The following is a 23,426-nucleotide window of genomic DNA, read 5'->3' as shown; positions in this document are numbered from 1 at the left end:
CGTCGGCAGCGGTCTGCCACCGTCGATTTCGTACCGTCGACTTCCTCGACATATCAGAAAGTAGCCGACGTTGCCTCACATCGGAGGCGTTTGACGAACTCGGTCAGCTGAAAAGCTAGATGACCGCGATGATGATGCCGAGAATCACGGTCAGAGCGGCAACAGCGGCACCGGCCATACTTCCAACCACGGGCAGCAGCATTGTTCCTCCTGATAGTAGGTCGATCCATGGATGACTTAGCGTTGGTGATCATGCCAACTGTCGAGGAACAAACCTCGAACCGACTCGGCGTGTCGGCAAATTGAACGACACACCCCCGTTGTGGGCGGCGAATTTAATTGGATGCCAATGCTCATTAATCGAATTGGACGATCGACCGGCCAGCCGAATGCCCAACCGGCGCAAGCAAATCCATCGAACGCGACCCCACCGGACAATCCCCATACCACCCCTCCCGCACGGAATGCAAAAGCGCAGGGGAGGACAGATAGTCCGCCGGGCGACAAAGATCGCCACAGCGCGCAACGAGAGGGGTGAACAGTCCCGCGATCAGCGCGCGCGGACCGCAAACACACAGACGGCTCCGCGTCAACAACGCGAATCAGAAAGGTTTACGCTTCGGATTTACCGAATCGTTCGCAGTCGATCAATTCCACACAGAATTGACGAGTGGGCGGCCGATTCGGGCAAACGCCGACGGATCGGACTTTCGGGACATTCGTCTACCGAATTAGTGCTACTCCGGGTTCACTGAAACAAGTTCCAGCAAACGCATCAGTTCGGTGTAGCGCCGCGCCCCGATCCGGGACCGCAGTTCCTGTTCCGCCCGCGCTTCCTCGGCGCGCACCGAGGCAACCAACTCCGAGCCGAGCCGGCTCAGCCCGATCAGTATCCGCCGACGGTCGTCCTGCGCCGCCAGCCGGAAGATCAGACCACGCTCGGCCAGGTAGTCCGCGTGCCTGGTCGCCGAGGACGGCGCCAGCTGCGACCTGGCCGCAAGCTCGCTCATGGTGATGCCGGTCTCACTGGAGAGATTCGACAACATCGACCACTGGTCGGGTGTTAGCTGCCTGGCACACAGTGCGGCGTCCAAGTGACGCAGCCAACCGCGTTCCGCGGCACGCAGCGCACCATGCAGCGTCGAATATCCGCTTACAATGGTCGTCATTGTTATTCCTGCCTGCCATGAATTTCGCTCTAACGAGAAGAAGAGTACCGAATGCCGGCGTTCGGCGAGAGCCCAGAGGGCACTATCGAGATCCTGAACATAGTCCCGATGCAGGGACCTGGCGGTATCGTGGCCCCCTCCTGTGACGCGGCGATTTCCCTTGCGGTCGACGAAATCAACCGGGGCACAGGAATTCTCGGGCGCGAAATTCGTACTACGAATATCGATGGAGGGCGTGCACCGCACGAGGTGGCGAGCGAGGTTTCCGCGCTGTTGGCCACCGGCATGGTGGACGCGATCACCGGTTGGCACACCTCTGCGGTGCGGCGGGTGGTGGCCCGGGCGACCGCGAGCCGGGTGCCCTATTTATTCGCCACCGGGCACGAGGGTCTACCCGACGAACTACCCGGGGTGTTGATGCTCGGCGAGCACCCGGCGGGGCAGACGCTGCCCGCCCTGCGCTGGCTCGCCCGCGAGCACGGCGTGCGGCGCTGGGCCATCATCGGCAACGACTACATCTGGCCGCGCGAGTCGGCCAAGGCGATCCGCAACAGCCTGGCCGACCCCGACGACGTCGTGCTGGAACGGTTCGTGCCGCTCGGCGCACCCGATTTCGGCGACTTCCTGTCCGATCCGGCGCTGGATCAGGCCGACGGCGTGGTGATCCTGATGGTCGGCGCGGATGTGTCCCGGTTCAACCGGCAGTTCGCCGCGACCGGGCGCGCGGCCGAGCAGCTGCGGATCAGCCCGGCCGCCGACGAGAACGTGTTACTGGCTGGTGGTGCGGGCGCCAACCACAACTTCTATGTCGCGTCCAGCTTCTTCATCGACGAGCACACCGCGGACGGGCGGGACCGGGTCGACCGCTATCGCAAGCTGCACGGCGAGTTCGCGCCCGCGCTGACCAGTTTCAGCAATATGACCTACGAGGCCATCCACACGCTGGCTGGGCTCGCGCACGCGGTGGGTTCGCTGCGGGTGCCCGATGTGCTCGGCGCGATCGATCACGGCGTGCTGTTGGAGACCCCGGGCGGCCAGCGCGCGTTCCAGGGCAACCAGGCCATCCAGCACGGTTACATCGCCCGGGCGAACGGCGTCCGGTTCGATATCGTCGACAGAATCACCTGAGCCGCACCTTCTTCGAGCTCCCGCGCGCTGAGGCGGCGCGGTGGATCGAAAAGTGTGCGGCTCGTGGTGGTTACGCGGAGACCAGCGTGTCCAGCACCGAGAGGAACAGGCCGAGGCCGTCGTCGCTCGGTCCGGTCAGTGCTTCGGTGGCATGTTCCGGGTGCGGCATCAGGCCGACGATGCGGCCGTCGGCCGACGCGATGCCCGCGATACCGCGCTGCGAACCGTTCGGGTTGTCGCCCGCGTAGCGGAAGACCACCCGGCCCTCGCCCTCCAGCTCGTCGAGCACGGCGGTCGATGCCTGGAAGCGGCCCTCGCCGGACTTCAACGGGATCAGGATCTGCGCACCGGCCTCGTAGCGCGAAGTCCACAGCGTCGACGCCGATTCCACCCGCAGCCATTCGTCGCGGCAGATGAAGTGCAGCCCCTCGTTGCGGGTCAGCGCGCCGGGCAGCAGCCCGGCCTCGCACAGCACCTGGAAGCCGTTGCAGATGCCGAGCACCGGCAGGCCGGTCTTCGCGGCCCGCACGACCTCGCCCATCACCGGCGCGAACCGGGCGATGGCGCCCGCGCGCAAGTAGTCACCGTAGGAGAAGCCGCCGGGCACGATCACCGCGTCGACGTTCTTCAGATCCGCGTCCGCGTGCCACAGGCTGACCGCCTCGGCACCGGCCAAGCGCACCGCCCGGGCCGCGTCGACATCGTCGAGCGTGCCCGGAAACGTGATGACCCCGATACGCGCGGTCATGACAGCCGGGTGACTTTCCACTCTTCGATCACGGTGTTGCACAGCAGTGCTTCCGCGATCTGCTCGAGCTCGGCGTCACCGACACTGTCGTCGACATCGAGTTCGAATCGCTTGCCCTGCCGTACATCCGAGATGCCCTCGAATCCCAGGCGCGGGAGCGCACCGACGATGGCCTGTCCCTGGGGGTCCAGGATCTCGGCCTTCGGCATCACCTCGACCACGACTCGTGCCACGCGTTGCTCCTCATGTGGTGGTGGGGGGGTTACCTGAGCAGCGTAGTTGTGCTGGTTGCCCGCGGCATCCGCGGGGTGGGCCAAGATTCGCCGCGTGTGCCCGAACTTCGCGCAATAACATGGCGGGATGCGCATAGCTCACTTCGGCCACTCCTGTCTCCTCGTCGAGCTGCACGGCAAGAAGGTGCTGTTCGATCCGGGCACCTTCTCGCACGGCTTCGAGGGGCTCACCGATCTGGACGCCATCGCGATCACCCATCAGCATCCCGACCACATCGATCCGAATCGGATCGAGGCGCTGGTCGACGCCAATCCCGGCGCCCGGCTGCTCTCGGATCCGCAGACCGCGCAGCAGCGCGGCGAGAAGTGGGAGGCGGTGCACGCGGGCAACGTGCTCAGCATCGGCGACCTGCAGATCACCGGCGGTGGCGGCAGGCACGCGGTGATCCACCCGGAGGTTCCGGTGGTCGACAACACCGTGTTCCAGCTGGGCACCCCCGACGATCCGGCGCAGCTGGTGCATCCCGGTGACTCGCTGTGGGTGCCGCCCGTCCAGGTAGGCGTGCTCGCGCTCCCCGCGGCCGCGCCATGGATGAAGCTCAGCGAGGCGGTGGACTACCTGCGGGCGGTCTCACCGCGGACCGCGCTGCCCATCCACTACGGCATCATCGCGCCGGAGGCACAGGGCATCTACTTCGGCCGGTTGTCCGAAATGGGGCCTGCCGACACGGAATTCACCGTGGTGGAGCCGGAAGACCAGCGCGAGTTCTAGTTCTTCCGGCTCCGCGTCGCTATCCGGACTGGTCGGCGTAGTTCAGCAGGAACAGCGCCTCGGCCAGTGCCAAGTGCTCGATTTCGGACGGGTCCACGCTCTCGTTGGGGGCGTGGATCAGGCACGTCGGTTCCTCGACGCCGAGCAGCATGATCTCGGCGTCCGGGTAGGTGTCGGCGAAGACGTTGCACAGCGGAATCGATCCGCCCTGCCCCTGGGTAGTTGCCGCACGGCCGTACGAGGCGGCCAACGCCGCCTCCATCGCCTCGCGCGCCGGACCGCCGTTGCCGGAGCGGAACGGCGCGCCGATGCCCTCCAGCTCGATGGTGAGCTCGGCATTCCACGGAGTGTTCGCCTCGAGGTGCGCGACGAGCGCCTTGTGCGCCTGCTCCGGGTCGGTGCCCGGCGGAATGCGCAGATTGAGCCTGGCCCGCGCCGACGGCTGGATGGCGCCGGCCGAGCCGACCACCGGCGGGGCGTCGATCCCGAGCACCGTCAAAGCCGTTCGCGCCCAGAGCATGTCGGCGACGGCGCCGTCCCCGATCAGCTCGACGCCGCGCAGTACGCCTGCGTCGGTGCGGAATTGGTCCTCCGGGTACTGCACGCCGGACCAGCGCTGATCGTTCGGCAGCCCGGCCACCGTGGTGTTGCCGTGCTCGTCGCGCAGCGTGGCGAGCAGGTGGATCAGCGCGGCGAGCGCGTCCGGTGACGGTCCGCCGAACATGCCGGAATGCAGTGAGCCCGCGAGGGTTTGCACGGTGACGACGACATTCACGCTGCCGCGCAACGTTTCCGTCAGCGTCGGCACGCCCGCGGCGAAGTTTCCGCAGTCGCCGATCACGATCGCGTCGGCCCGCAACAGGTCGGGGTTGGCCTCGACGAAACGCTCCAGCCCGCCGGTGCCCTGCTCCTCGGAGCCCTCGGCGACCACCATGACACCGAGCGGCAGGTCGGGACCCAGCGCACGCAGCGCGGTCAGATGCATGACGATGTTGCCCTTGCAGTCCGCGCTGCCCCGGCCGTACCAGCGGCCGTTCTTCTCGGTCAGCTCCCAGACCGGAGTGCGCCAGGCCGCGCCGTCCAGCGGCGGCTGCACGTCGTAGTGGCAGTACAGCAGCACCGTCGGCGCACCGGGCGGCGCGGGACGGGCGGCGATGACGGCCTTGCTGCCGTCCGGTGTCTCGTGCAGACCGGCCCGGGTCAGCCCCGCCGCGACGAACGCGTCCGCGACCCACTGCGCGGCCCGCTCGCATTCCGACGGCGGGAACTGCCGCGGATCGGCCACCGACCTGAACGAAACAAGCTGCGTCAGATCGGTTTTCGCCTGCGGCATGAGCGCGGCGACCTTCGCGCGCAGCTCGGCGGTGCGGGAATCGTCGGTCATGGCCAGCGCCTCACTTCTTCGTGTCGTCGCGCTCGGTGTCCAGCGCCGCTGACCCAACTCTCGCACGAACCGATCGGTACAAAGCCGGAAATCTAGTCGACCGAGCAGTTCGTGTCGCCCGACTTTCGGCGGCGGCATCGGCTGCTCGACCGACCGGGTGTGATTGTGTTGGGTGACTGCCGTTCGGTACCACCACGCGAGCCGATACTCCGGAGGCCATCCGATGTCCCACAGTGCAGATTCCGACGACCTGTTCACCCTGCCGGGCATGAGCCGGGTCGCCCCCAAGGGCGGCTTCCCGGAGCTCGGGCTCTTCGCCGAGGTCGCCTACGAGATCGTGCACGACGAACTCATGCTCGACGGCGTCTCCCGGATGAATCTGGCCACCTTCTGCACCACCTGGGTGGACGAGCAGGCCCGCAAGGTGATGGTCGAGTCGCTGGACAAGAACATTGTCGACAAGGACGAATACCCGCAGACCGCGGAGCTCGAGCGCCGCTGTGTCCGGATGATCGCGGACCTGTGGCACTCCCCCGACCCGGCAGGCACGCACGGCACCTCGACCACCGGGTCCAGCGAGGCCGCGATGCTCGGCGGGCTGGCGGCCAAGTTCCGCTGGCGGCAGCGCGGCGGCACCGGCACACCCAATTTCGTATGTGGGCCGGTGCAGGTTTGCTGGGAGAAGTTCGCGCGCTATTTCGATGTCGAGATCCGGCAGATTCCGCTGCGCGGCGACCGCCTGACCATGCACCCGGACGACGTCGCCGCCCACTGCGACGAGCGAACCATCATGGTGGTGCCGACATTCGGGCAGACCTTCACCGGACTGTTCGAGGACGTCGCCGGGATCAGCCGCGTCCTCGACCGGGTGCAGGAGGTGAGCGGCTGGGACATTCCGATCCACGTCGACGCGGCCAGCGGCGGCTTCCTCGCCCCGTTCACGGCGCCGGATCTGGTCTGGGACTTCCGGCTGCCGCGGGTGAAGTCGATCAACGCCTCCGGCCACAAGACCGGGCTCGCACCGCTCGGCGTCGGCTGGGCGATCTGGCGCGAGGCCGCCGATCTGCCCGCCGAGCTGATCTTCGACGTGGACTATCTCGGCGGCAGTATCGGCACCTTCAACCTCAACTTCTCGCGACCAGGTGGGCAGGCGATCACGCAGTACTACGAGTTCATCCGGCTGGGCCGGATCGGGTACACCCGCGTGCAATCGGCCATTTACCGAGCGGCACAGCACCTTGCGACGGGTCTGCGTGACCTCGGGGTGTTCGAGATGATCCACGACGGCGATCCGCACCGGGGCATCACCGCCGTGGCGTGGCGGTTGACCGGCGATCCCGGATTCAACCTGTACGACCTGTCGGATCGGCTGCGCAGCAGGGGCTGGCTGATCGCCGCGTATCCACTACCCGCGGACCGGGAGGACGAGACGATCATGCGTGCGGTGATCCGGCACGGCTTCACCGTCGACATGGCCGATCTGCTGCTGGCCGATTTCGAGCGGTGCATGAAACTGCTGGTGCAACATCCGTTTTCGACCTCGCTCACCCGGCAGGAGGCGGGCGGCTTCACGCACAGTGCGCGGGCCGCGGTGCCGACCACGAAGGCCGAGCCTGCCTGAATCGCTTGGCGCACAACGGCGCTGGAGCGCCGCCGCCCGATTCACGCCATTCACGAGCGGCGGCGCCGATCGGCCACGCTCGGCGGTGCCGATAACCACGGAGCCGCGATGCCCGACCACATCACGCCGCGGCGTCTTTCAGGCCGCGCGCGCGATGGCGGGCGGCTCCCAGCGGTAGACCGCGCCGGTCGCGCCGTGGAACAGGGCCAGATCGACGGCGTCAAGCATGGCCTGGCGCGGGCCAGAACGTTCCAGTTGTGCGGCCGAAACGGCAAGGCGCAGCATGCCGCCGCGGCGCGCGGTACGCGCGGCACCCATCACCAGGGCGCGACACCACCACGGTTCGGCGCGGAAACCCTCGCCGATGCCGTACACCCGAACCTTCTGTGCCACATTGTGTTCCAGGTCCAGGATCGAGGTCAGGCCGAGCGCGACCCGGAAGCCGACCTCGGGTAGCGCCTCGATGGCGCCCGCGGAGACGTCCCAGCGCGGCGCCGCGAACAGCCGGGTGCGCAGCTCCACCCGCTCCATCACCCGGTCCGCCGCCATCAGCCGCAGCCGCGCCTCATGCCTTGGCAGACTGGCGAATTCGGCCCTGCGGCGCTTGGTCGCCGCCTGGTCGTAGCCGTGCAGCACGATCGCGTCGCCGCGGGCCCGGCGGCCGCGCAGCCAGGCCTGCGTCGCGGGATCCTCGACCAGCTTGTACTTGCCCTTCAACCGGGGCGCCACGAGCAGCGACAGTGGCACACCGCGCTGGTCCATCTCGGCGGCGAACTCGATCGCCGCGTCCCGAGTGGTGTCCCGGATCCCGGAAATGGATACGACCAGCTCAGCGTTCATGAATTTACGGTGCCAGGGGCAGATGTACTGGGCGTGCAGCCGGGATGACCGGGCGACGAACACCGTGACACACGTTCTCGCCGAAATCCCTTTCCGCGATGCGCTTACACGTTGTACCCTCGTGTAAGCACGTTGTCGGGCTCGGCGCTCGCCGATTCAGCCCGTGGGACCCTCGATCGAGGGGAGACGAATCGGATGCGGACAGTTTCTGTCAGGGAATTCTCTTACAACCCGAGCGCGATACTCGCGGCAGTCGAGCAGGGGGAAACAATCCAAGTGACCAAACACGGTAAGACCATTGCTGTTCTCTCGCCACCATTCGATGAGATGAGCACGTATGACCGTCTGGTGGCGCAAGGTGTGATCATCGAGCCGCCGGGCGGCGCCCGGACCGTCGGGCAGATGCTCGATACCTTCGAGAAGTACAAGCACGTCGAGTTCGATCAGGCCAAATTCGACGCATGGGAGCGACGCAGTGCCAGGCTCGATGAGCGGAAAGAAGAACTGTTTCGCCGGATCGTCGCAGGTGAAGACCTATCCACCCTCGAGGACGCCTTTCCTGATCTGGCCGACGACGAGGATATCGACAAGTGATCCTGTATCTGGACGCGTCCGCAATTATCACCAAGGTTGCCGGCCGTGAACACGCTGCTGCTCTCGATCATTACCTGAACCAGTACCCCACGGCCAGACCAGCAACCAGCATTATCGGATTCATCGAGTCGGTGCGCGAATGCGATCGGCTCGGCAGCTATCCGACGCTGATGCGTGAGCTGATAACTGAGTATGTGAGCATCCCGGTGAGCAGCCGCATCCGCGACCTTGCTGCCTATCTTCCTGGCGGGCTGAAGACGCTGGACGCCATTCATGTGGCCAGTGCAACGCAGTTGGGATCCGAGTTGCTCGCGCTGGTTACTTACGACAGGACGATGGCGAAGGTCGCACGGCAACATGGCTTGCCGATCGCGATGCCGGGGATCGTCTAACGCACAATCCGGATCCGCCTTACCTTCGAGACAGTTCCCGGCGTGCGACCGGCCTGCGAGCCGGTCGCACGCTGAGGACTACGCGTCGGCCAAACCGACCCGGTCCAGCACCCACGCGTACTCGAAGGCGACTTCCTTCCACTTCTCGTAACGACCACTGACACCACCGTGGCCCGCGCTCATCTCGGTTTTCAGCAGCAACTGCGCATCACCGGTCTTGGTGGCGCGGAGTTTCGCAACCCACTTGGCAGGCTCGACGTAGAGCACGCGGGTGTCGTTGAGGCTGGTGATGGCCAGGATGGCCGGGTAATCCTTGACCTCGATGTTCTCGTACGGGGCGTAGGACTTCATGTAGTCGTAGACATCCTTGTCCGCCAACGGGTTACCCCACTCGTCCCATTCGATGACCGTCAACGGCAACGACGGGTCGAGAATCGAGGTGAGCGGGTCGACGAAGGGAACATTCGCCAGGATGCCCGCGAACAGCTCCGGAGCCAGGTTCGCCACCGCGCCCATCAGCAGACCGCCCGCACTACCACCGTCGGCGATCATCCGATCCGCCGCGGTCTTGCCGGTATCGATCAAATGCCGTGCGCACGAAACGAAATCGGTGAAGGTGTTCTTCTTGGTGAGCGTCTTGCCGTTCTCGTACCAGAGCCGGCCCATCTCGCCGCCGCCACGCACGTGCGCGACCGCGAACACCATGCCGCGATCCAGCAGCGACAGCCGCGAGACGGAGAAGGAGGGATCCATGCTCGCCTCGTAGGAGCCGTACCCGTAGAGCAGCAAGGGCTTCGGGGTGTCCACCGCGAGCCCCTTCTTCCACACCAGCGAGATCGGGATCCGGGTGCCGTCCTCGGCGATCGCCCAATCCCGGTGCTGCTCATAATCGTTGGCGTCGTACCCGCCGAGCACCGGCTGCTCCTTGCGCAGCAGCAGGTCGCCGGTGGCAGGCACGTAGTCGAACACCTGCACCGGCGTGATGAACGAGGTCAGCCCGATGCGCAGGGTCGGCTGCGCCCACTCCGGATTCGCGCCCGCGCCGACCGCGAAGAGTTCCAGATCGAATTCGAGCTCGCGGCGCTCGCCGTATCCGCTGTCGGTCAACGGCCACACCGCGACCCGGGTCAGCGCCTCGCGCCGGTAGCTCAGCACCAGGTGATCGGCGTAGGCGTCGACATCCTCGAGCCGCACGTCGTCGCGGTGCTCGATCAGCAGCGTCAGATCCGACGGATCGGCGACCGGGGCGTCGGCGAGCACGAAGTTCTCCGCCTTCACCCCGTCGACCACGTCGTTGTGCAGGATCAGGAACCGATCCTCGCCGCCGACCACCGCGTGCTCGGCCGAGTACTCGACACCCTCGCGGCGCGGCAGGATGACCCGGAATTCGCCCTCGGGATCATCGGATTCGAGCACCCAACCCTCGGTGGTGATCTTGGAGCCGACCCAGATCATCAGGTACTTCTCCGAGCGGGTCGAGGTGATGCTCACCCAGTAGCGCTCGTCCGGCTCGTGGAACACCTTCACATCGCTGACCGTCGGGCTGCCGAGGCGGTGCCGCCACACGGTGTCGGGACGCCAGGACTCGTCGACGGTTTGGTAGAAGACGTGCGTGCCGTCCAGCGACCAGGTCGCGCCGGGCGCCGTCTCGGCGATCGCGTCGGACAGCATCTCGCCGGTGCGCAGGTCCTTGAAGCGCAGCACGTACCGCTCGTCACCGACGGTGTCCACGGAGAAGGCGAGCAGGTTGCCGTCATGGCTGAGCGAGAACGCGCCGAGCGCGAAGAAGTCGTGCCCCTCGGCGACCACATTGCTGTCCAGCAGGATCTGCTCGCCGGGCACCTCGGTGCCCGCCTCCAGCTGGGGCGGGGTCCAGGCGTCGATGCCCTCGGCGTCGGCCGCGATCGGACAGCGGCAGTGCACGCCGTACTGCTTGCCCTCGAAGCTGCGCGAGTAGTACCAGTACTCGCCCATCCTGGTCGGCACGGACAGGTCCGTCTCCTGGGTGCGGCCCTTGATCTCGTCGAAGATCGAGTCGCGCAGCTCGGCCAGGTGCGCGGTCTGCGCCTCGGTGTACGCGTTCTCGGCCTCGAGGTGCGAGATGACCTCGGGGTTCTCCTTGTCCCGCAGCCACTCGTACTCGTCGACGAACACGTCGCCGTGATGCACGCGTTCGGTGGGCACCGTCTTGGCGATCGGCGCCGTCACCCCGTCGAGGTCTGAGATCGTTCCGGTACCGCTGTCGAGAGCCATGGGCTCCACCGTAGCGGCGCGGACCCCGCTCGTCCCGCCAGGACCCGGCAACTCCGCTGCTCGAGCTGTCGCACTTAGCAATTCCTGATCTACAGCTGACCTTCGACGCGTGGCTTGGCGCCGGAGGCGGCCTGGATGACGTCGTCGAGTACGGCGCGGGTGCGGTCCAGGTCACGCATGGCCTGTTCGATCCGCTCGCGTTCCCCGGTCAGCTTCTCCACCAGGAACGGAGTGGCCGACGCGGTCGGCGTGCCGTCCACGTCGTGGATGCAGGGCAGCAGTTCCCCGACGGTGTCGCTGTGCAGGCCGGCGGCGAACATCTCCTGGATGCGCCGGACCCGGTCGACGGCCGCCTCCGCGTATTCGCGCTGTCCGCCCGATGTCCGGTCCGACGCGAGCAGTCCCTTGGTTTCGTAATACCGCAGCGACCGGACGCTGACGCCGGTCCGCTCGGCCAGTTCACCGATGCGCACGATCTCTCCTTGACCTGACATTGATGTCAGGTTTTACGGTACAGGAATGCTGCTGCTGACCGAATACCGCAATCCCACCCGCACCCTGCCCAATCGGATCGTCATGTCGCCGATGACCAGGCTGCGCTCACTGCCTGACGGCTCGCCGACCAGCGATGTCGTCGACTACTACGCCCAGCGGGCGACGGCCGGGCTCATCGTTACCGAGGGCATCTGGCCCCATTCGACCGGGCAGAGCGAGGCCTGGGTGCCCGGGTTGCAAACCGAACAGCACGTCACGGCGTGGCGCCGGGTCACAGACGCCGTACACGGGAACGGCGGGCGAATCTTCGCGCAGCTGATGCACGGCGGCCGCAAAGGTCATCCGCTCGCGCGGATCGACGGCTCCTGGCCCGCCGGTCCGTCCGCGGTGCTGGACGAGGATCGGGTGCACCTGATCGAGGGCGGCAAGGGCGACCCGATCACACCGGCGGTGCTCGACCGCGCCGACATCGACGCGGCCGTCGAGCAGCACGCCGTCGCCGCCCGCAACGCCATCGCCGCGGGCTTCGACGGCGTCGAAATCCACGGCGCCAACAGCTATTTCGTGCATCAGTTCCTGGCCGACAACACCAACCTGCGCACCGACGAATTCGGCGGCTCGATCGAGAACCGGATGCGCCTGCCGCTGGCCGTCGTCGACGCCGTGACCGCCGAGATCGGCGCGCACCGCACCGGAATCCGCCTGTCCCCCGGCAACCCGCAATTCAACATGTTCGAAGCCGATCCGGCCCCGCTCTACCGCACGCTGGTCACCGAACTCGACCGGCGCGGGCTCGCCCACCTGCACCTGACCGACAACGACAACTACCCCGCGCTGGACGACCTCCGGCCACGCTGGCGCGGCACCCTCATCGCCAACGTCGGCGAAAACCGTGCGGCGACAACGGCCGAGGCCGCCGAGGAAGTGCTGCGCTCGGGCCTCGCCGACCTGGTGTCGTTCGGCCGCCCCTTCATCTCGAACCCCGACCTCGTCCATCGCATCACCCACAGCCTCCCGCTCGCACCCATCCGCGAGCACCTGCTCTACGGCCGCACCGCCGAGGGCTACAGCGACTACCCGCACTGGCAGCCCGCCGAGGTATCGGCCCACTGATTCCGCGCGCACGAATCATCCAGCCGCGCACAGAATTGCAAACAGTTATGTGCGCGGCAGGAGGTTTCGTACTCGGCATCAGGGTTTTCCCGGAATCGCTATCGGGGTCTTCCCCCTCGATTCAGGCTTCGAGCAGTTTCACCTTGTTGTTCGACCGTTCGGCGAGGACGGCGCCACCGGCGGCGAGCACGACGAGCACCACGAGCTGACCACCCCAGCCGCCGGGCACCCAGTCGAGCAGGCCCCACACCTGGGATTTGCGGTGATCGATGAGCAGGCGGATGACGGCTTGGGCCGACGCGACCATCAAGACCATGCCGACGATCTGCAGTCCGACCCAAACGTTCTTGCCCATCACACTCTCCATTCCCACGATGCCCGGTAACGACCTATCTCATGGTTGCCCCGACGCAGGTCATCGCACATCGGCCGTCGGTCGGCGGATGGTTCATCCTTTGGTCGATCCGAATTCGCCCTGCAGGCCGATGCGCGGGTGAACGCGTGCCACTTACAGTCGCGTCATGTCCACCGCACCGCTGTCGTCGGCGCCACCGCTTCGGCTGTGGTCGCACGCCTGGCGAATGGTGGCGGTCGCCGGCATCGGCCTGCTGGCGTGGTCGACCACCAAGGGGGACATGGCGCCGATCCACGGCGCGCTGCTGACCTGGTTCCAGATCGGGGATCCGCTGCTCGGTGTGGCCTGCATGCTGCTCACGCTGCTGCGGCGCCGGTATCCGGTGGCCATCGCGGCGATCGTGACGGTGGCGTCCACCGCATCGGTCACCGCCAATGGCGCGGCGGCGCTGGTGCTGTGTTCGCTGGCCACCCGGCGGCGCTACGCCGAGACCAGCGCGCTGGCCATCGTCAGCATCGGGACCGGCGTACTCACCGACAGCGTGATCTACCCGAGTAATACCGACTCGGAACCGTATTGGGTCGGGCCTGCGGTGATCACGGCGGCCATCGCCACCATTGTCGCGATCGGCCTCGCGGTCGGCGCACGGCGAGATCTGTTGTGGTCGTTGCGTTCTCGCGCCGAGACCGCCGAGCGGGAACAGCACGCGCGGGCGGCCGAGGCCCGGTTGCTGGAACGCAATCGCATCGCGCGCGAGATGCACGACGTACTGGCGCACCGGATTTCGGTGGTGGCCATGCATGCCGGTGCGCTCGGTTTCCGCACCGACCTGACCAGGGAGCAGACCGCCGCGACGGCGAAAACCATTGCCGAGAACGCACATCTCGCGTTGCAGGAGCTGCGTGAGGTGCTCGGCGTGCTGCGCACCGGCGACGACGCGCTCACGGACACTCCGGAACCGCCGCAGCCCACCCTCGCCGATCTCGCGCGATTGGTCGACGAGGCACGCTCGGCGGGCATGGACGTCTCGATCACCGACACCACGACGGCCGACCTCCCGGCGACCAGCGCGCGCACGGCGTATCGCATCGCGCAGGAGGGATTGACCAACGCGCGCAAGCACTCTCCCGGCGCCGCGGTCCGGGTGCGCATCGACGGCGGACCGGGCCAGGACCTGATCGTCGACGTCGGCAACGCCGCGCCGCGCCATCCCGGCCTCGCGCTGCCGTCCTCCGGCTACGGCCTGCTCGGTCTCACCGAACGGGCCGAACTCGTCGGCGGCACACTGGATTACGGCCCCGATCCGACCGGCGGTTTCCGGTTGCGTGCGGTGTTGCCGTGGCCTGCCGTCACCGCGAAGAGCGACAGATGAACGCACGCATCCGCGTGGTCGTCGTCGACGACGAGCCGCTGGCTCGCTCGGCGCTGACGATGATCCTCGGCGGCGATCCGGAGCTGGAGCTGGTCGGCGAAGCTGCCAACGGCGCGCAAGCGCTGGCGGTGATCCGCGAACAGTCACCCGACATCGTGCTGATGGATATCCGGATGCCGGTGCGGGACGGGCTCGACGCCACCCGCGAACTACTGAGCTGGGCCAACCCGCCCCGAGTGCTGGTGCTGACCACGTTCGACGCCGATGACATGGTGTTGCAGGCGTTGCGGATCGGCGCACACGGCTTCCTGCTCAAGGACACACCGCCCGCCGATATCGTCGCCGCGGTCAAACAGGTGGCGGCGGGTCGGCCGATGCTCTCGCCGAGCGTTACCGCGCAACTGATCTCGGTCGCCACCGCTGGGTCGAGTGCCGACGCCGCGGCACGCGACCGGGCCCGCAATGCCCTCACCTCGCTGACCGATCGCGAACGCGATGTCGCCGAGGCCATCAGTCGTGGCCTGTCCAACTCCGATATCGCCAAGGAGATGCACCTGAGTATCGCGACGGTGAAGTCGTACACCAGCAGGCTGCTCACCAAGCTCGATGCCGAAAACCGGGTTCAGATAGCGATTGTCGTGCTCAATGCGGGGCGCAACTAGGGAATCGGCTGCGCCCCTTCGTAACTCAGGCTCCGATGGCGGGCGCGATGGTCGACCAGGACGCGTGCAGCGTGTCCTGCCAGTAGGACCACGAGTGAGTTCCGGTGGCGCTGTAGTCGACTCGGGCCGGGATGCCGAGTCCGCGCAGGCGCTGCTCGAACGCGACCACGCAGGCGTTGACGCCCATCTCGACCGGGCCGCCGAGGAAGATGTTCTCGGCCAGTTGGGGTTTGATCTCCGTCTCGTGCGGGCCGGGGATGCCGGTGCCGCTAGACAGGTAGATTGTCTTGCCGCGCAGGCGTTCTGCCAGCAGGGCCGGGTCGTGCTCGGCCCAGGCCGGGCTGCCGGGCGGGCCCCACATGTTGACCGGGTTACCGCCGCGGTTGGCGATGGAGAACATCACCGCGCCCATCGCCAGGCCGGTGTCGGGGCAGGCACTGTAGCCCGCGACGGCGCGGTACAGCCACGGGTGGCGGGCGGCCAGGATGAAGGCGGCGTTGCCGCCCATCGAGAGTCCGCCGATCGCGTTGATGCCGTTGCCGTTGAAGCGGGCGTTGATCAGCGGGGGCAGTTCCTCGGTCAGGAACGTTTCCCACGCGTAGTGACCGAGTTGCGGATCGTCCTGTTGCCAGTCGGTGTAGTAGCTGGCTTCGCCGCCGACCGGCAGCACGACATTGACGTTCGAGCCCGCGAAGAAGCGCTCCGCGTCGGTGGCGTTGGTCCAGGTGCTCTGGGTTGTGCCGGGGTCGAGCCCGTCCAGCAGGTAGTACGCGGGGCGCGGACCGCCGCCCGCCGGATGCAGCACCTGAACTTGGACGGTTCGTCCCATCGCGGGTGAGTAGATGAACACCGCGGCCCGCGTCGGGGTCAGGTTGTCGACACGCTCGATCTGCGCGGCCGAGGCCGTCGCAGACCCGATCACCGCCGGGCCGATCAAGCCGAGCGCCACGGTCAGCACTGCCACAGCAACTGGTGTTCGACGCATGGTCACACCTCCATCACCGCATCAGAACGGCTTTTAAAGGTAGCTCACCAGGTGTTATTGCGGTAGCGATCTGCACCTCTGGCGCGCACTCAGCAAACCAGCCGGTACGTAACAAACTTCCCGCTGATACCACCGCTCAGCGACTCAGCGCACCGCGAATCGACCCGGCCAGATAATCCAGATCGGCCCGCTGCGGACTGGTCGGCCGCCCCCGCAACCCGAACCCGTCCCCCGGCGTCCGCGGAATCACATGCAGATGCACATGGAACACCTCCTGCCCCGCCGTCACCCCGTCGGCAAGAAAGAAGTTCACCCCGTCACACCCCACCTCACTGGCCCGCAACGCCGCCGCCAACCGCTGCCCCACCTGAAACAGCTTCCCCCCGACCACCGGATCCAACTCCGCCAAACTCCGCGCCGCCACCTTCGGCACCACCAGCAGATGCCCCGGCGTCATCGGCCGAATATCCATGAACGCCAACACATCATCGTCCTCATACACCCGACTGGCCGCAGCCCGCCCAGCAATGATCTCCCCAAATACCGTGTACGGATTCACGCCGAAACCCTAGCGCGGGTTTCGGGCAGTCCAAGGCCCGATGCCGCCTCGCATAGCGTCCGCGCAATTCCATAGCCATCAAACATCGAATGCAGTAGTATCGAGTCAGCTCTTGGCACTAGCCGGGAGAAGTGGACCCGGGTCCTGGCCGGACGACCAGCATCCGGGTTTCGCGCTGTAACGGGGGGCTATCCACGTCGTAGATCAGTCGCACGAGCGGCGTGATCGCTGTCTTCCACTTGCCGCCAGCCCCGAACGCCCAAGCTGCTGCGTCTGCCCACTACAAGCATGGCTCGGTGTGCGGTGGCATGTGCGCGTACTGAAGTTCCGCAGACGTTTTACGCAGAACCGAGGCGATGGAGTGCCGGTCCCGTTGATCTTGGCTCTCTCGCGATTCCACGACCAGCCGATTGGCTTTGATGTCAACCAGATCCGTCACAAGTTCGGTCATGCAGTCATGCCGAGTTCCGACCTCTGGACCACGACCTTTATAGATCGCAACCGCCACGCCTCGGCAGCGAGCCATCGCAGCGATGATCTGTCGCTGTCGCTGCTCCGACTCATCGTTGAAGTGCCAACGGCGTTGGCCAGGAAGACAAAACCCGCGAACCAGCGCCCGCGCCTGGTGCAGTTGTTCACCTGGGATCAACACGGCACACAGGATGTATCTGTCCCGGCGGATCGATTCGTCCACGAAGGCGTGAATGGTCACCGTGGGACGATACCGGTCGGCTATGACACCTGCTAGCGAATTCGCGGCGAAACAGCCTCTCCCGCTACAGGATCGGCGACGGGGTGTAGTTGGCGGCGGTGGGGTTTTGGTCGACGAGTTTCTGGACTGCGGCGATGACGTCGGCGACCTGGGCTTCGGCGGCGCCGATGAAGGCGGACTTGTCGGCGAGGGCGGTGTCGAGAGCGGCGCGGTCGAGGGGCAGGCGGGGGTCGGCGGCGAGGCGGTCGAGGAGGTCGGGTTCGCGGCCCTGCTCGCGCATCGCGAGGGCTACCGCGACCGCGTGTTCCTTGATGACCTCGTGCGCGGTTTCGCGGCCGACGCCGGCCCGGACCGCGGCCATCAGGATGCGGGTGGTGGCGAGGAAGGGGAGGTAGCGGTCCAGTTCGCGGGCGATGACGGCGGGGTAGGCGCCGAATTCGGCGAGCACGGTGAGGAAGGTTTCCATCATGCCGTCGATGGCGAAGAAGGCGTCCGGCAGCGCGACGCGGCGGACCACCGAGCAGAAGACGTCGCCCTCGTTCCATTGCGCGCCGGCCAGTTCGGCGGCCATCGAGGCGTAGCCGCGCAGCACCACCTGCAGGCCGTTGACGCGCTCGCACGAGCGGGTGTTCATCTTGTGCGGCATCGCCGAGCTGCCCACCTGGCCGGGCTGGAAGCCCTCGGTGACCAGCTCGTTTCCGGCCATCAGCCGGATGGTGTGCGCGAACGAGGACGGGCCGGCGCCCACCTGGACCAGCGCGGAGAGCACGTCGTGGTCGAGCGAGCGCGGGTACACCTGGCCGACGCTGGTGAGCACGGTCGCGAAGCCGAGATGCCTGGCCACCTGCTGCTCCAGCTTGGACAGCTTGGCCGGATCGCCGCCGAGCAGGTCGAGCATGTCCTGGGCGGTGCCCATCGGACCCTTGATGCCGCGCAGCGGGTAGCGGTCGATCAGCTCACGCACCCTGGTCAGCGCGATCAGCAGTTCGTCGGCGGCCGAGGCGAACCGCTTGCCGAGGGTGGTGGCCTGCGCGGCGACATTGTGCGAGCGACCCGCCATCACCAGCGTCTGGTATTCGGCGGCGCGCTCGGTGAGCCGGGCCGCGATCGCGATGCCGTGTGCGTGCACGTGCTCGAGCGAGAGCCGGATCTGCAGCTGCTCGACGTTTTCGGTGAGGTCGCGGCTGGTCATGCCCTTGTGCACGTGCTCGTGCCCGGCCAGCGCGTTGAACTCCTCGATGCGCGCCTTGACGTCGTGCCGGGTGACCCGCTCACGCTCGGCGATCGAGGCCAGATCGACCTGGTCGATCACCCGCTCGTAGTCGTCGAGTACGCCCGCGGGAAGCTCGATGCCGAGTTCCGACTGGGCCCGCAACACCTCCAGCCACAGTCGCCGCTCGAGCACGATTTTGTTCTCGGGCGACCACAGCTGCACCAGTTCAGGACTGGCGTATCGGGTGGCAAGGACGTTCGGGACGAGGCTCACGACTCCGCCTCGCTGACGCTCGGCTCCGTCGTGCCCCTGGGCACTGTGTCTATGGTTCCCTCGCTACGCTCGCTCACGTCTTGTCAGTCTAATGCGCGGAAACGGTCCACTTGCTGGGGCGTCGCCGGTGCGACGATATCGATCACCTCGAGCAGCGCGCCACGGGCCATTCGGCGCGGTTCGGGCTCCATTTCGGTCAGCGCCGCGACCACCGCGCCGTCCACCACCGCGACCAACCTGCGCAGTTGCTCGGGCCGCACCAGTCGGTCGGAGCGGCGCAGTACATCGGCGAGCAGCTCGTCGAGCTGAGCCCTGAGCCGTAGCTGCACTTCCCGTAGCTCAGGGTGTCGCGCGGACGCCACCGATCGCTCGTACCGTGCGATCAACTGCCCGCGCGCGCCCTCGTCGTGCCAGTGCCCGTCGGCGCCGACCAGCAGATCGAGTACCAGATCGACGGTCGCCTCGGCGCCGCGGCGGCGATGGCTGACCTCGCCGACCCGGCGGCGCATCGCGTCGAGTTCCACGTTGCCGCTGAATTCGACCGCGCGCGCGATCAGATCTTCCAGCGATTCGAAGTAGTAGGTGGTCGACGCCAGTGGCAGATCGGCACGGGTCGCGACCGACCGATGCCGCACCGCCTCGAACCCGCCTTCGAGCAACAACTCGGCGGCGGCAGCTACCAAAGCCTGGCGACGCCGTTCGCCTTTCGGGGTCGTCGCGGTGATCACCGTGCCATCGTGCCAGTCGTCATCAGTTCTTCCAGGGGAAATCAGCGAGGAAAAGCAACCATCGATGTTCTACCGTATCCGCGCGGCCACGGTGCCGAACTGCGGAAAGTTGTTGCCGTACACGACGATCAAACACCTAGATAGTGCCCTAGACGAACCAGGGCCTGCTCGATGTCGGTGGTCGCACCCGCGAAAGAGAAGCGAACTGTCCGATTTCCGTGCACCGTATCGAAGTCGATGCCCGGCGCGAGCGCGACTCCGGTGTGGTCGAGCACGTCGGCACACCACTTGCGCGCATCGTCGGTGAGATGGCTGATATCCGCGTAGGCGTAGAAGGCGCCATCGGCCGGAGCCAGCTCGGTGATGCCGATTTTCGGCAGCCCCTCCAGCAGTAACTGCCGGTTGATCGCATAGCGGCGCACGTGGCCGTCGAGCTCGGCCTTGGCCTCCGCGCCGAACGCGTGCAGCGCCGCGTACTGCGAGATCGCGGGCGGGCACACGGTGAGATTGGAGGCCAGCCGTTGCAAGGCGGGCCGTAAACCGCTGGGCGCCAACATCCAACCGAGCCGCCAGCCGGTCATCGAGAAGTACTTGGAGACCGAGCCGATGACGACCGATTCGCGGGAGGTCTCCCAGGACGAGGAGGTTCCGGTGTCCGAGCTGTCGTAGGTGATGCCGTGGTAGATCTCGTCGGAGATGAGCAGGGTGCCGTGCGCGTCGCACCAGCGGGCCAGCGCGGCCAGTTCGGCTGGCGCGATCATGGTGCCGGTCGGGTTGGCCGGGCTCGCGACCACCAGTCCCGCCGGGGCTTCGGGTAACGCGTCCAGCATGGCGACCGTCGGCTGGAACCTGGTTTCCGCGCCGCAATCCAGTTCCACCACGCGGCAACCGAGCGCGGTGAGCGTGTTGCGGTAGGCGGGATAGCCGGGGCGGGCCACCACCACGGTGTCGCCGGGGTCGAAGGCGGCCAGGAAGATCAGCGAGAACGCACCGGACGAACCGGTCGTGACCACCACGTCGTCCGGGTCTACGGCGTAGCCGTAGGTCTCGGTGTGGTGCTGGGCGATCGCCTCGCGCAACGGCAGGATGCCGAAAGTCTCGGTGTAGCCGAGCAATTCGGACTCGATCGCGGCCTTCGTCGCGCGCAGCACCGGCGCGGGTGCGGGCGTCGACGGCTGTCCGGCGGCCAGCACGAGCACATCCCCGTGCGTTCTGGCACGTTGCGCAGCAGCTTTCCAGACGTCCATCACGTAGAAAGGTGGAATGGTCGACCGGCGAGATTCTCTGGACACCCGTCAGACGGTAGACGGTGGCGCACGACGGCACCCCGGTGACGGTCGCCTTTCGTCTCGCCCCACAGACTCCGGCCCAGCCCGCCGGACCCAGCGCCGGTCGTGCGCTCCCCTGCCGCCGGGGTTATGGTCGGCTTGATGCTCGAGAATGCTCGACGAGCTGGGCTCGACCGGGTGCGCGGAGTGGGTGGCATCGGGGTCATTCCGCCGGACTGGCGTGCCCGGCTCCGGGAACGACCGGCGCGCGGCCCACGGGCCCTGCTCGATCGGCGCAACGTCCAGGAGATCCTGCGACGGCGCCCCGATCCGCGGGAACTGTGGCGGCGGCGCTCCGAGCTGCGCGAACACCTGCGCGAACAGTGGGACAAGCGCCCCGATCGCGACAAGTTCCTGGCACTGCTGCGCAAGCATCGCGTACTGCTGGCCGGGCTCGCTGTGACCGCCGTCTTCGCCGCGGGCGACGCCTCGTTCGCGGGCACGATCAGCGGTGGCATCCCGGACGAGGGGCATGCGCAGCGCGTCGCCGTGGCCTATCCGCTACAGGTCCAGTCGACGCCGCCATCGGTGCGCCGGTACCTGAACGCCATCGACAACGGTGAACGCCTGCGCGAACAGGCCGTGGTCGCGGCCGCCGCGCGCGCCACCCTGGAACGCGCCAAGGCCGAGGCCGCCGCCGCGGCAGCGGGTGAATGGCAGCCGTGGATGGGCGGCGGCGCGACGACGACTCCCGGCGCGGTCCTGCCGGGCATCGGCGGCTTCGTCATGCCCGCGAAGGGCACCCTCACCTCCGGATTCGGTTCCCGCTGGGGCACTTTCCACGCGGGCATCGACATCGCGGGCCCTATCGGCACGCCGATCTACGCGGTCGCCAACGGCACCGTCATCGATGCGGGCCCGGCCGAGGGCTTCGGGCTCTGGGTGCGCATCCGCCACGACGACGGCACCATCACCGTGTACGGCCACATGTACGACTTCTTCGTCTCGCGCGGCGAACGCGTCCCGGCCGGGATGCAGATCGCCCGCATCGGCAACCGCGGCGACTCGACCGGGCCGCACCTGCACTTCGAGGTGATCGTCGGCGGGCAGCACATCGACCCACAACAGTGGCTGGCCCTACACGGGCTCACCTTCAGCTAGGGACGGCGATCCGATCCTCGACGGCGGCGAGGCCGATGTCGGTGCGGTAGTGGCTGCCCGGCAGTTTGATCGAGGCGATGCGGGCGTAAGCGTTGGTGCGCGCCTCGGCGAGATCGGCGCCGACGCCGACCACATTGAGCACGCGACCGCCTGAGGAGACCAGGGCGCCGTCCTCGCGCAGCGCAGTTCCGGCGTGCAGCACCGCGGCGGAGTCGTCGATCGCGCCGTCGCCCGCACCAGTGATGACATCGCCGATGCGCGGACGGCCCGGGTAGTTCTCGGCGGCGAGCACCACGGTGATCGCGGAGCCGGTACGCCAGCGCGGCGGTTCCACCTCGGCGAGCGTGCCGGTGGCGGTGGCGTTGAGCAGCTCGGCCAGCGGGCTTTCCAGCAGGGCGAGCACGGCCTGGGTCTCGGGATCGCCGAAGCGGCAATTGAATTCGACCACCGCGGGTCCGGCGACACCCATCGCGAGACCGGCGTAGAGCAGACCGGAGAATCCGCTGCCGCGGCGAACCAGCTCGGCCGCAACGGGTTTCACCACGTCATCGACGATCGCGGTCACCGCTTCATCGGACAGCCAGGGCAGCGGCGTGTACGCGCCCATGCCGCCGGTGTTCGGCCCGGTGTCCCCGTCGCCGACCCGCTTGTGATCCTGCGCGGGCAGCAGCGGCACCACCGTCTCGCCGTCGACCAGGCAGAACAGCGAAACCTCCGGCCCGTCCAGGAACGATTCCAGCAGCACCGGGTGCCCCTGCTCCAGCAGTTCGGCGCCGTGATCGCGGGCCGCGGAACGGTCGGCGGTGACCACCACTCCCTTGCCCGCGGCGAGACCGTCGTCCTTCACCACCCAGGTCGGCCCGAACCGGCTCAGCGCGGCATCGAGGTCGGCCGGGGTGTCCACGATCTCGCTGTGCGCGGTCCGCACCCCCGCCGCCGCCATCACATCCTTGGCGAAGGCCTTGGAGCCCTCGATCCGCGCGGCCGCGGCCGACGGTCCGAAACAGGCGAACCCGGCCGCGCGCACCGCGTCGGCGACACCGAGCACCAGCGGCACCTCGGGTCCGATCACCACGAGATCGGCCGCCGCCTCGGTGGCCAGCGCGACCACCGCTTCGGCGGAGCAGGGATCGACCGGCCGCGTCTGCGCGTGCTGCGCGATACCCGCGTTGCCCGGAGCAGCGACGATCCCGCTGACCGCCGGGTCGCGGCGCAGCGCGAGGACGAGGGCATGTTCACGGGCTCCGGAACCGATGACGAGTACGCGCACGGCAGACAGCTTAGGTGAAGGCCCAGGAGGACCTGCGCTCACTCATGAACAGCAGTCGACCATCGAATATCGGTCTCGCGACATGGATGATGGAAAGGGATGGTTCCGGCATACCGCAGCCGGACC

The 23,426-nt window shown here is 67.3% G+C and carries 24 protein-coding genes; 10 read left to right on the top strand and 14 right to left on the bottom strand.

All coding sequences use genetic code 11. The features are described from left to right. Positions 1-737: 737 nt before the first annotated feature. Positions 738-1,169, bottom strand: a complete 432-nt coding sequence (locus tag ACQPW1_RS04350) for a MarR family winged helix-turn-helix transcriptional regulator (RefSeq protein ID WP_433661486.1) — start codon at positions 1,167-1,169, stop codon at positions 738-740. Positions 1,170-1,220: 51 nt separating this feature from the next. Here ACQPW1_RS04350 and ACQPW1_RS04345 point away from each other — a divergent pair, with 51 nt between their 5' ends. Further along, entirely contained in the window at positions 1,221-2,297 is a 1,077-nt protein-coding gene (locus ACQPW1_RS04345; RefSeq protein ID WP_433661485.1) for a substrate-binding domain-containing protein, read from the top strand. 70 nt (positions 2,298-2,367) lie between these two features. On the opposite strand, the gene purQ is transcribed toward ACQPW1_RS04345, so the two are convergent. Beyond that, complete coding sequence (gene purQ / locus ACQPW1_RS04340; RefSeq protein ID WP_433661484.1) at positions 2,368-3,045, bottom strand: phosphoribosylformylglycinamidine synthase subunit PurQ; 678 nt, start codon at positions 3,043-3,045, stop codon at positions 2,368-2,370. Continuing rightward, on the bottom strand, positions 3,042-3,278 hold the full coding sequence (gene purS / locus ACQPW1_RS04335) for a phosphoribosylformylglycinamidine synthase subunit PurS (RefSeq protein WP_150403849.1): 237 nt from the start codon (positions 3,276-3,278) through the stop codon (positions 3,042-3,044). The genes purQ and purS overlap by 4 nt, the downstream gene beginning before the upstream one ends. A gap of 127 nt (positions 3,279-3,405) precedes the next feature. Here purS and ACQPW1_RS04330 point away from each other — a divergent pair, with 127 nt between their 5' ends. After that, complete coding sequence (locus tag ACQPW1_RS04330) at positions 3,406-4,050, top strand: MBL fold metallo-hydrolase (RefSeq protein WP_433661483.1); 645 nt, start codon at positions 3,406-3,408, stop codon at positions 4,048-4,050. 19 nt (positions 4,051-4,069) lie between these two features. Here ACQPW1_RS04330 and ACQPW1_RS04325 read toward each other — a convergent pair whose 3' ends face one another. Continuing rightward, positions 4,070-5,434 carry a dipeptidase gene (locus ACQPW1_RS04325; RefSeq protein WP_433661482.1) on the bottom strand — a complete coding sequence of 455 codons (1,365 nt, stop codon included), beginning with the start codon at positions 5,432-5,434 and terminating at the stop codon, positions 4,070-4,072. A 223-nt stretch (positions 5,435-5,657) separates the two neighbouring features. On the opposite strand from ACQPW1_RS04325, the gene ACQPW1_RS04320 reads away from it, so the two are divergent. Further along, positions 5,658-7,055, top strand: a complete 1,398-nt coding sequence (locus tag ACQPW1_RS04320) for a glutamate decarboxylase (protein ID WP_433661481.1) — start codon at positions 5,658-5,660, stop codon at positions 7,053-7,055. Between the two features lie 138 nt (positions 7,056-7,193). Here the strand turns inward: ACQPW1_RS04320 and ACQPW1_RS04315 are convergent, their stop codons facing one another. Continuing rightward, positions 7,194-7,895 (bottom strand): DUF2334 domain-containing protein, encoded by a 702-nt coding sequence (locus ACQPW1_RS04315; protein ID WP_433661480.1) that lies wholly within the window; start codon positions 7,893-7,895, stop codon positions 7,194-7,196. A gap of 195 nt (positions 7,896-8,090) precedes the next feature. Here ACQPW1_RS04315 and ACQPW1_RS04310 point away from each other — a divergent pair, with 195 nt between their 5' ends. Together ACQPW1_RS04310 and ACQPW1_RS04305 are read left to right on the top strand one after the other, a co-directional pair. Continuing rightward, positions 8,091-8,489, top strand: a complete 399-nt coding sequence (locus ACQPW1_RS04310) for a type II toxin-antitoxin system Phd/YefM family antitoxin (RefSeq protein WP_433661479.1) — start codon at positions 8,091-8,093, stop codon at positions 8,487-8,489. Beyond that, complete coding sequence (locus ACQPW1_RS04305) at positions 8,486-8,881, top strand: type II toxin-antitoxin system VapC family toxin (RefSeq protein WP_433661478.1); 396 nt, start codon at positions 8,486-8,488, stop codon at positions 8,879-8,881. Before ACQPW1_RS04310 ends, ACQPW1_RS04305 begins: the two co-directional genes overlap by 4 nt. A 78-nt stretch (positions 8,882-8,959) precedes the next feature. Here the strand turns inward: ACQPW1_RS04305 and ACQPW1_RS04300 are convergent, their stop codons facing one another. After that, positions 8,960-11,134 carry a S9 family peptidase gene (locus ACQPW1_RS04300; protein ID WP_433661477.1) on the bottom strand — a complete coding sequence of 725 codons (2,175 nt, stop codon included), beginning with the start codon at positions 11,132-11,134 and terminating at the stop codon, positions 8,960-8,962. An 89-nt stretch (positions 11,135-11,223) separates the two neighbouring features. Further along, complete coding sequence (locus tag ACQPW1_RS04295; protein ID WP_433661476.1) at positions 11,224-11,607, bottom strand: MerR family transcriptional regulator; 384 nt, start codon at positions 11,605-11,607, stop codon at positions 11,224-11,226. A 46-nt stretch (positions 11,608-11,653) separates the two neighbouring features. On the opposite strand from ACQPW1_RS04295, the gene ACQPW1_RS04290 reads away from it, so the two are divergent. After that, the gene (locus ACQPW1_RS04290) at positions 11,654-12,742 is read left to right on the top strand and encodes an alkene reductase (RefSeq protein ID WP_433661475.1); all 1,089 of its coding nucleotides are present in this window, start codon (positions 11,654-11,656) and stop codon (positions 12,740-12,742) included. Positions 12,743-12,863: 121 nt separating this feature from the next. Here ACQPW1_RS04290 and ACQPW1_RS04285 read toward each other — a convergent pair whose 3' ends face one another. Next, positions 12,864-13,097 (bottom strand): hypothetical protein, encoded by a 234-nt coding sequence (locus ACQPW1_RS04285; RefSeq protein WP_433661474.1) that lies wholly within the window; start codon positions 13,095-13,097, stop codon positions 12,864-12,866. 166 nt (positions 13,098-13,263) lie between these two features. Here ACQPW1_RS04285 and ACQPW1_RS04280 point away from each other — a divergent pair, with 166 nt between their 5' ends. Both ACQPW1_RS04280 and ACQPW1_RS04275 read left to right on the top strand, forming a co-directional pair. Further along, the gene (locus ACQPW1_RS04280) at positions 13,264-14,469 is read left to right on the top strand and encodes a sensor histidine kinase (RefSeq protein WP_433661473.1); all 1,206 of its coding nucleotides are present in this window, start codon (positions 13,264-13,266) and stop codon (positions 14,467-14,469) included. Then, positions 14,466-15,131, top strand: coding sequence for a response regulator (locus ACQPW1_RS04275; RefSeq protein WP_433661472.1), 666 nt, complete (start codon positions 14,466-14,468; stop codon positions 15,129-15,131). Before ACQPW1_RS04280 ends, ACQPW1_RS04275 begins: the two co-directional genes overlap by 4 nt. A 25-nt stretch (positions 15,132-15,156) precedes the next feature. On the opposite strand, the gene ACQPW1_RS04270 is transcribed toward ACQPW1_RS04275, so the two are convergent. Further along, positions 15,157-16,116 (bottom strand): alpha/beta hydrolase, encoded by a 960-nt coding sequence (locus ACQPW1_RS04270; RefSeq protein WP_433661471.1) that lies wholly within the window; start codon positions 16,114-16,116, stop codon positions 15,157-15,159. Between the two features lie 136 nt (positions 16,117-16,252). Continuing rightward, positions 16,253-16,675, bottom strand: a complete 423-nt coding sequence (locus ACQPW1_RS04265) for an HIT family protein (RefSeq protein ID WP_433661470.1) — start codon at positions 16,673-16,675, stop codon at positions 16,253-16,255. A 310-nt stretch (positions 16,676-16,985) separates the two neighbouring features. On the opposite strand from ACQPW1_RS04265, the gene ACQPW1_RS04260 reads away from it, so the two are divergent. Further along, complete coding sequence (locus ACQPW1_RS04260; RefSeq protein ID WP_433661469.1) at positions 16,986-17,423, top strand: hypothetical protein; 438 nt, start codon at positions 16,986-16,988, stop codon at positions 17,421-17,423. Positions 17,424-17,451: 28 nt separating this feature from the next. On the opposite strand, the gene purB is transcribed toward ACQPW1_RS04260, so the two are convergent. The 3 genes from purB to ACQPW1_RS04245 form a co-directional block, all read right to left on the bottom strand. Continuing rightward, positions 17,452-18,873: an adenylosuccinate lyase gene (gene purB, locus ACQPW1_RS04255; protein ID WP_433661468.1), complete on the bottom strand. Its 1,422-nt coding sequence runs from the start codon at positions 18,871-18,873 to the stop codon at positions 17,452-17,454. Positions 18,874-18,956: 83 nt separating this feature from the next. Then, positions 18,957-19,601 (bottom strand): TetR/AcrR family transcriptional regulator, encoded by a 645-nt coding sequence (locus ACQPW1_RS04250; RefSeq protein ID WP_405167493.1) that lies wholly within the window; start codon positions 19,599-19,601, stop codon positions 18,957-18,959. Between the two features lie 128 nt (positions 19,602-19,729). Next, positions 19,730-20,893, bottom strand: coding sequence for a pyridoxal phosphate-dependent aminotransferase (locus ACQPW1_RS04245; protein ID WP_433661467.1), 1,164 nt, complete (start codon positions 20,891-20,893; stop codon positions 19,730-19,732). Between the two features lie 138 nt (positions 20,894-21,031). Here ACQPW1_RS04245 and ACQPW1_RS04240 point away from each other — a divergent pair, with 138 nt between their 5' ends. Continuing rightward, complete coding sequence (locus ACQPW1_RS04240) at positions 21,032-22,030, top strand: M23 family metallopeptidase (protein ID WP_433661466.1); 999 nt, start codon at positions 21,032-21,034, stop codon at positions 22,028-22,030. Here the strand turns inward: ACQPW1_RS04240 and purD are convergent. Continuing rightward, complete coding sequence (purD, locus tag ACQPW1_RS04235; protein WP_433661465.1) at positions 22,023-23,300, bottom strand: phosphoribosylamine--glycine ligase; 1,278 nt, start codon at positions 23,298-23,300, stop codon at positions 22,023-22,025. The two genes, ACQPW1_RS04240 and purD, sit on opposite strands and share 8 nt — an antisense overlap. Positions 23,301-23,426 lie beyond the last annotated feature (126 nt).

The organism is Nocardia sp. CA-128927 (genome assembly GCF_050955855.1).
Taxonomy (GTDB): domain Bacteria; phylum Actinomycetota; class Actinomycetes; order Mycobacteriales; family Mycobacteriaceae; genus Nocardia.
Note: the sequence above shows the minus strand (reverse complement) of the source record. Positions and strands in the feature narration are given on the sequence as shown.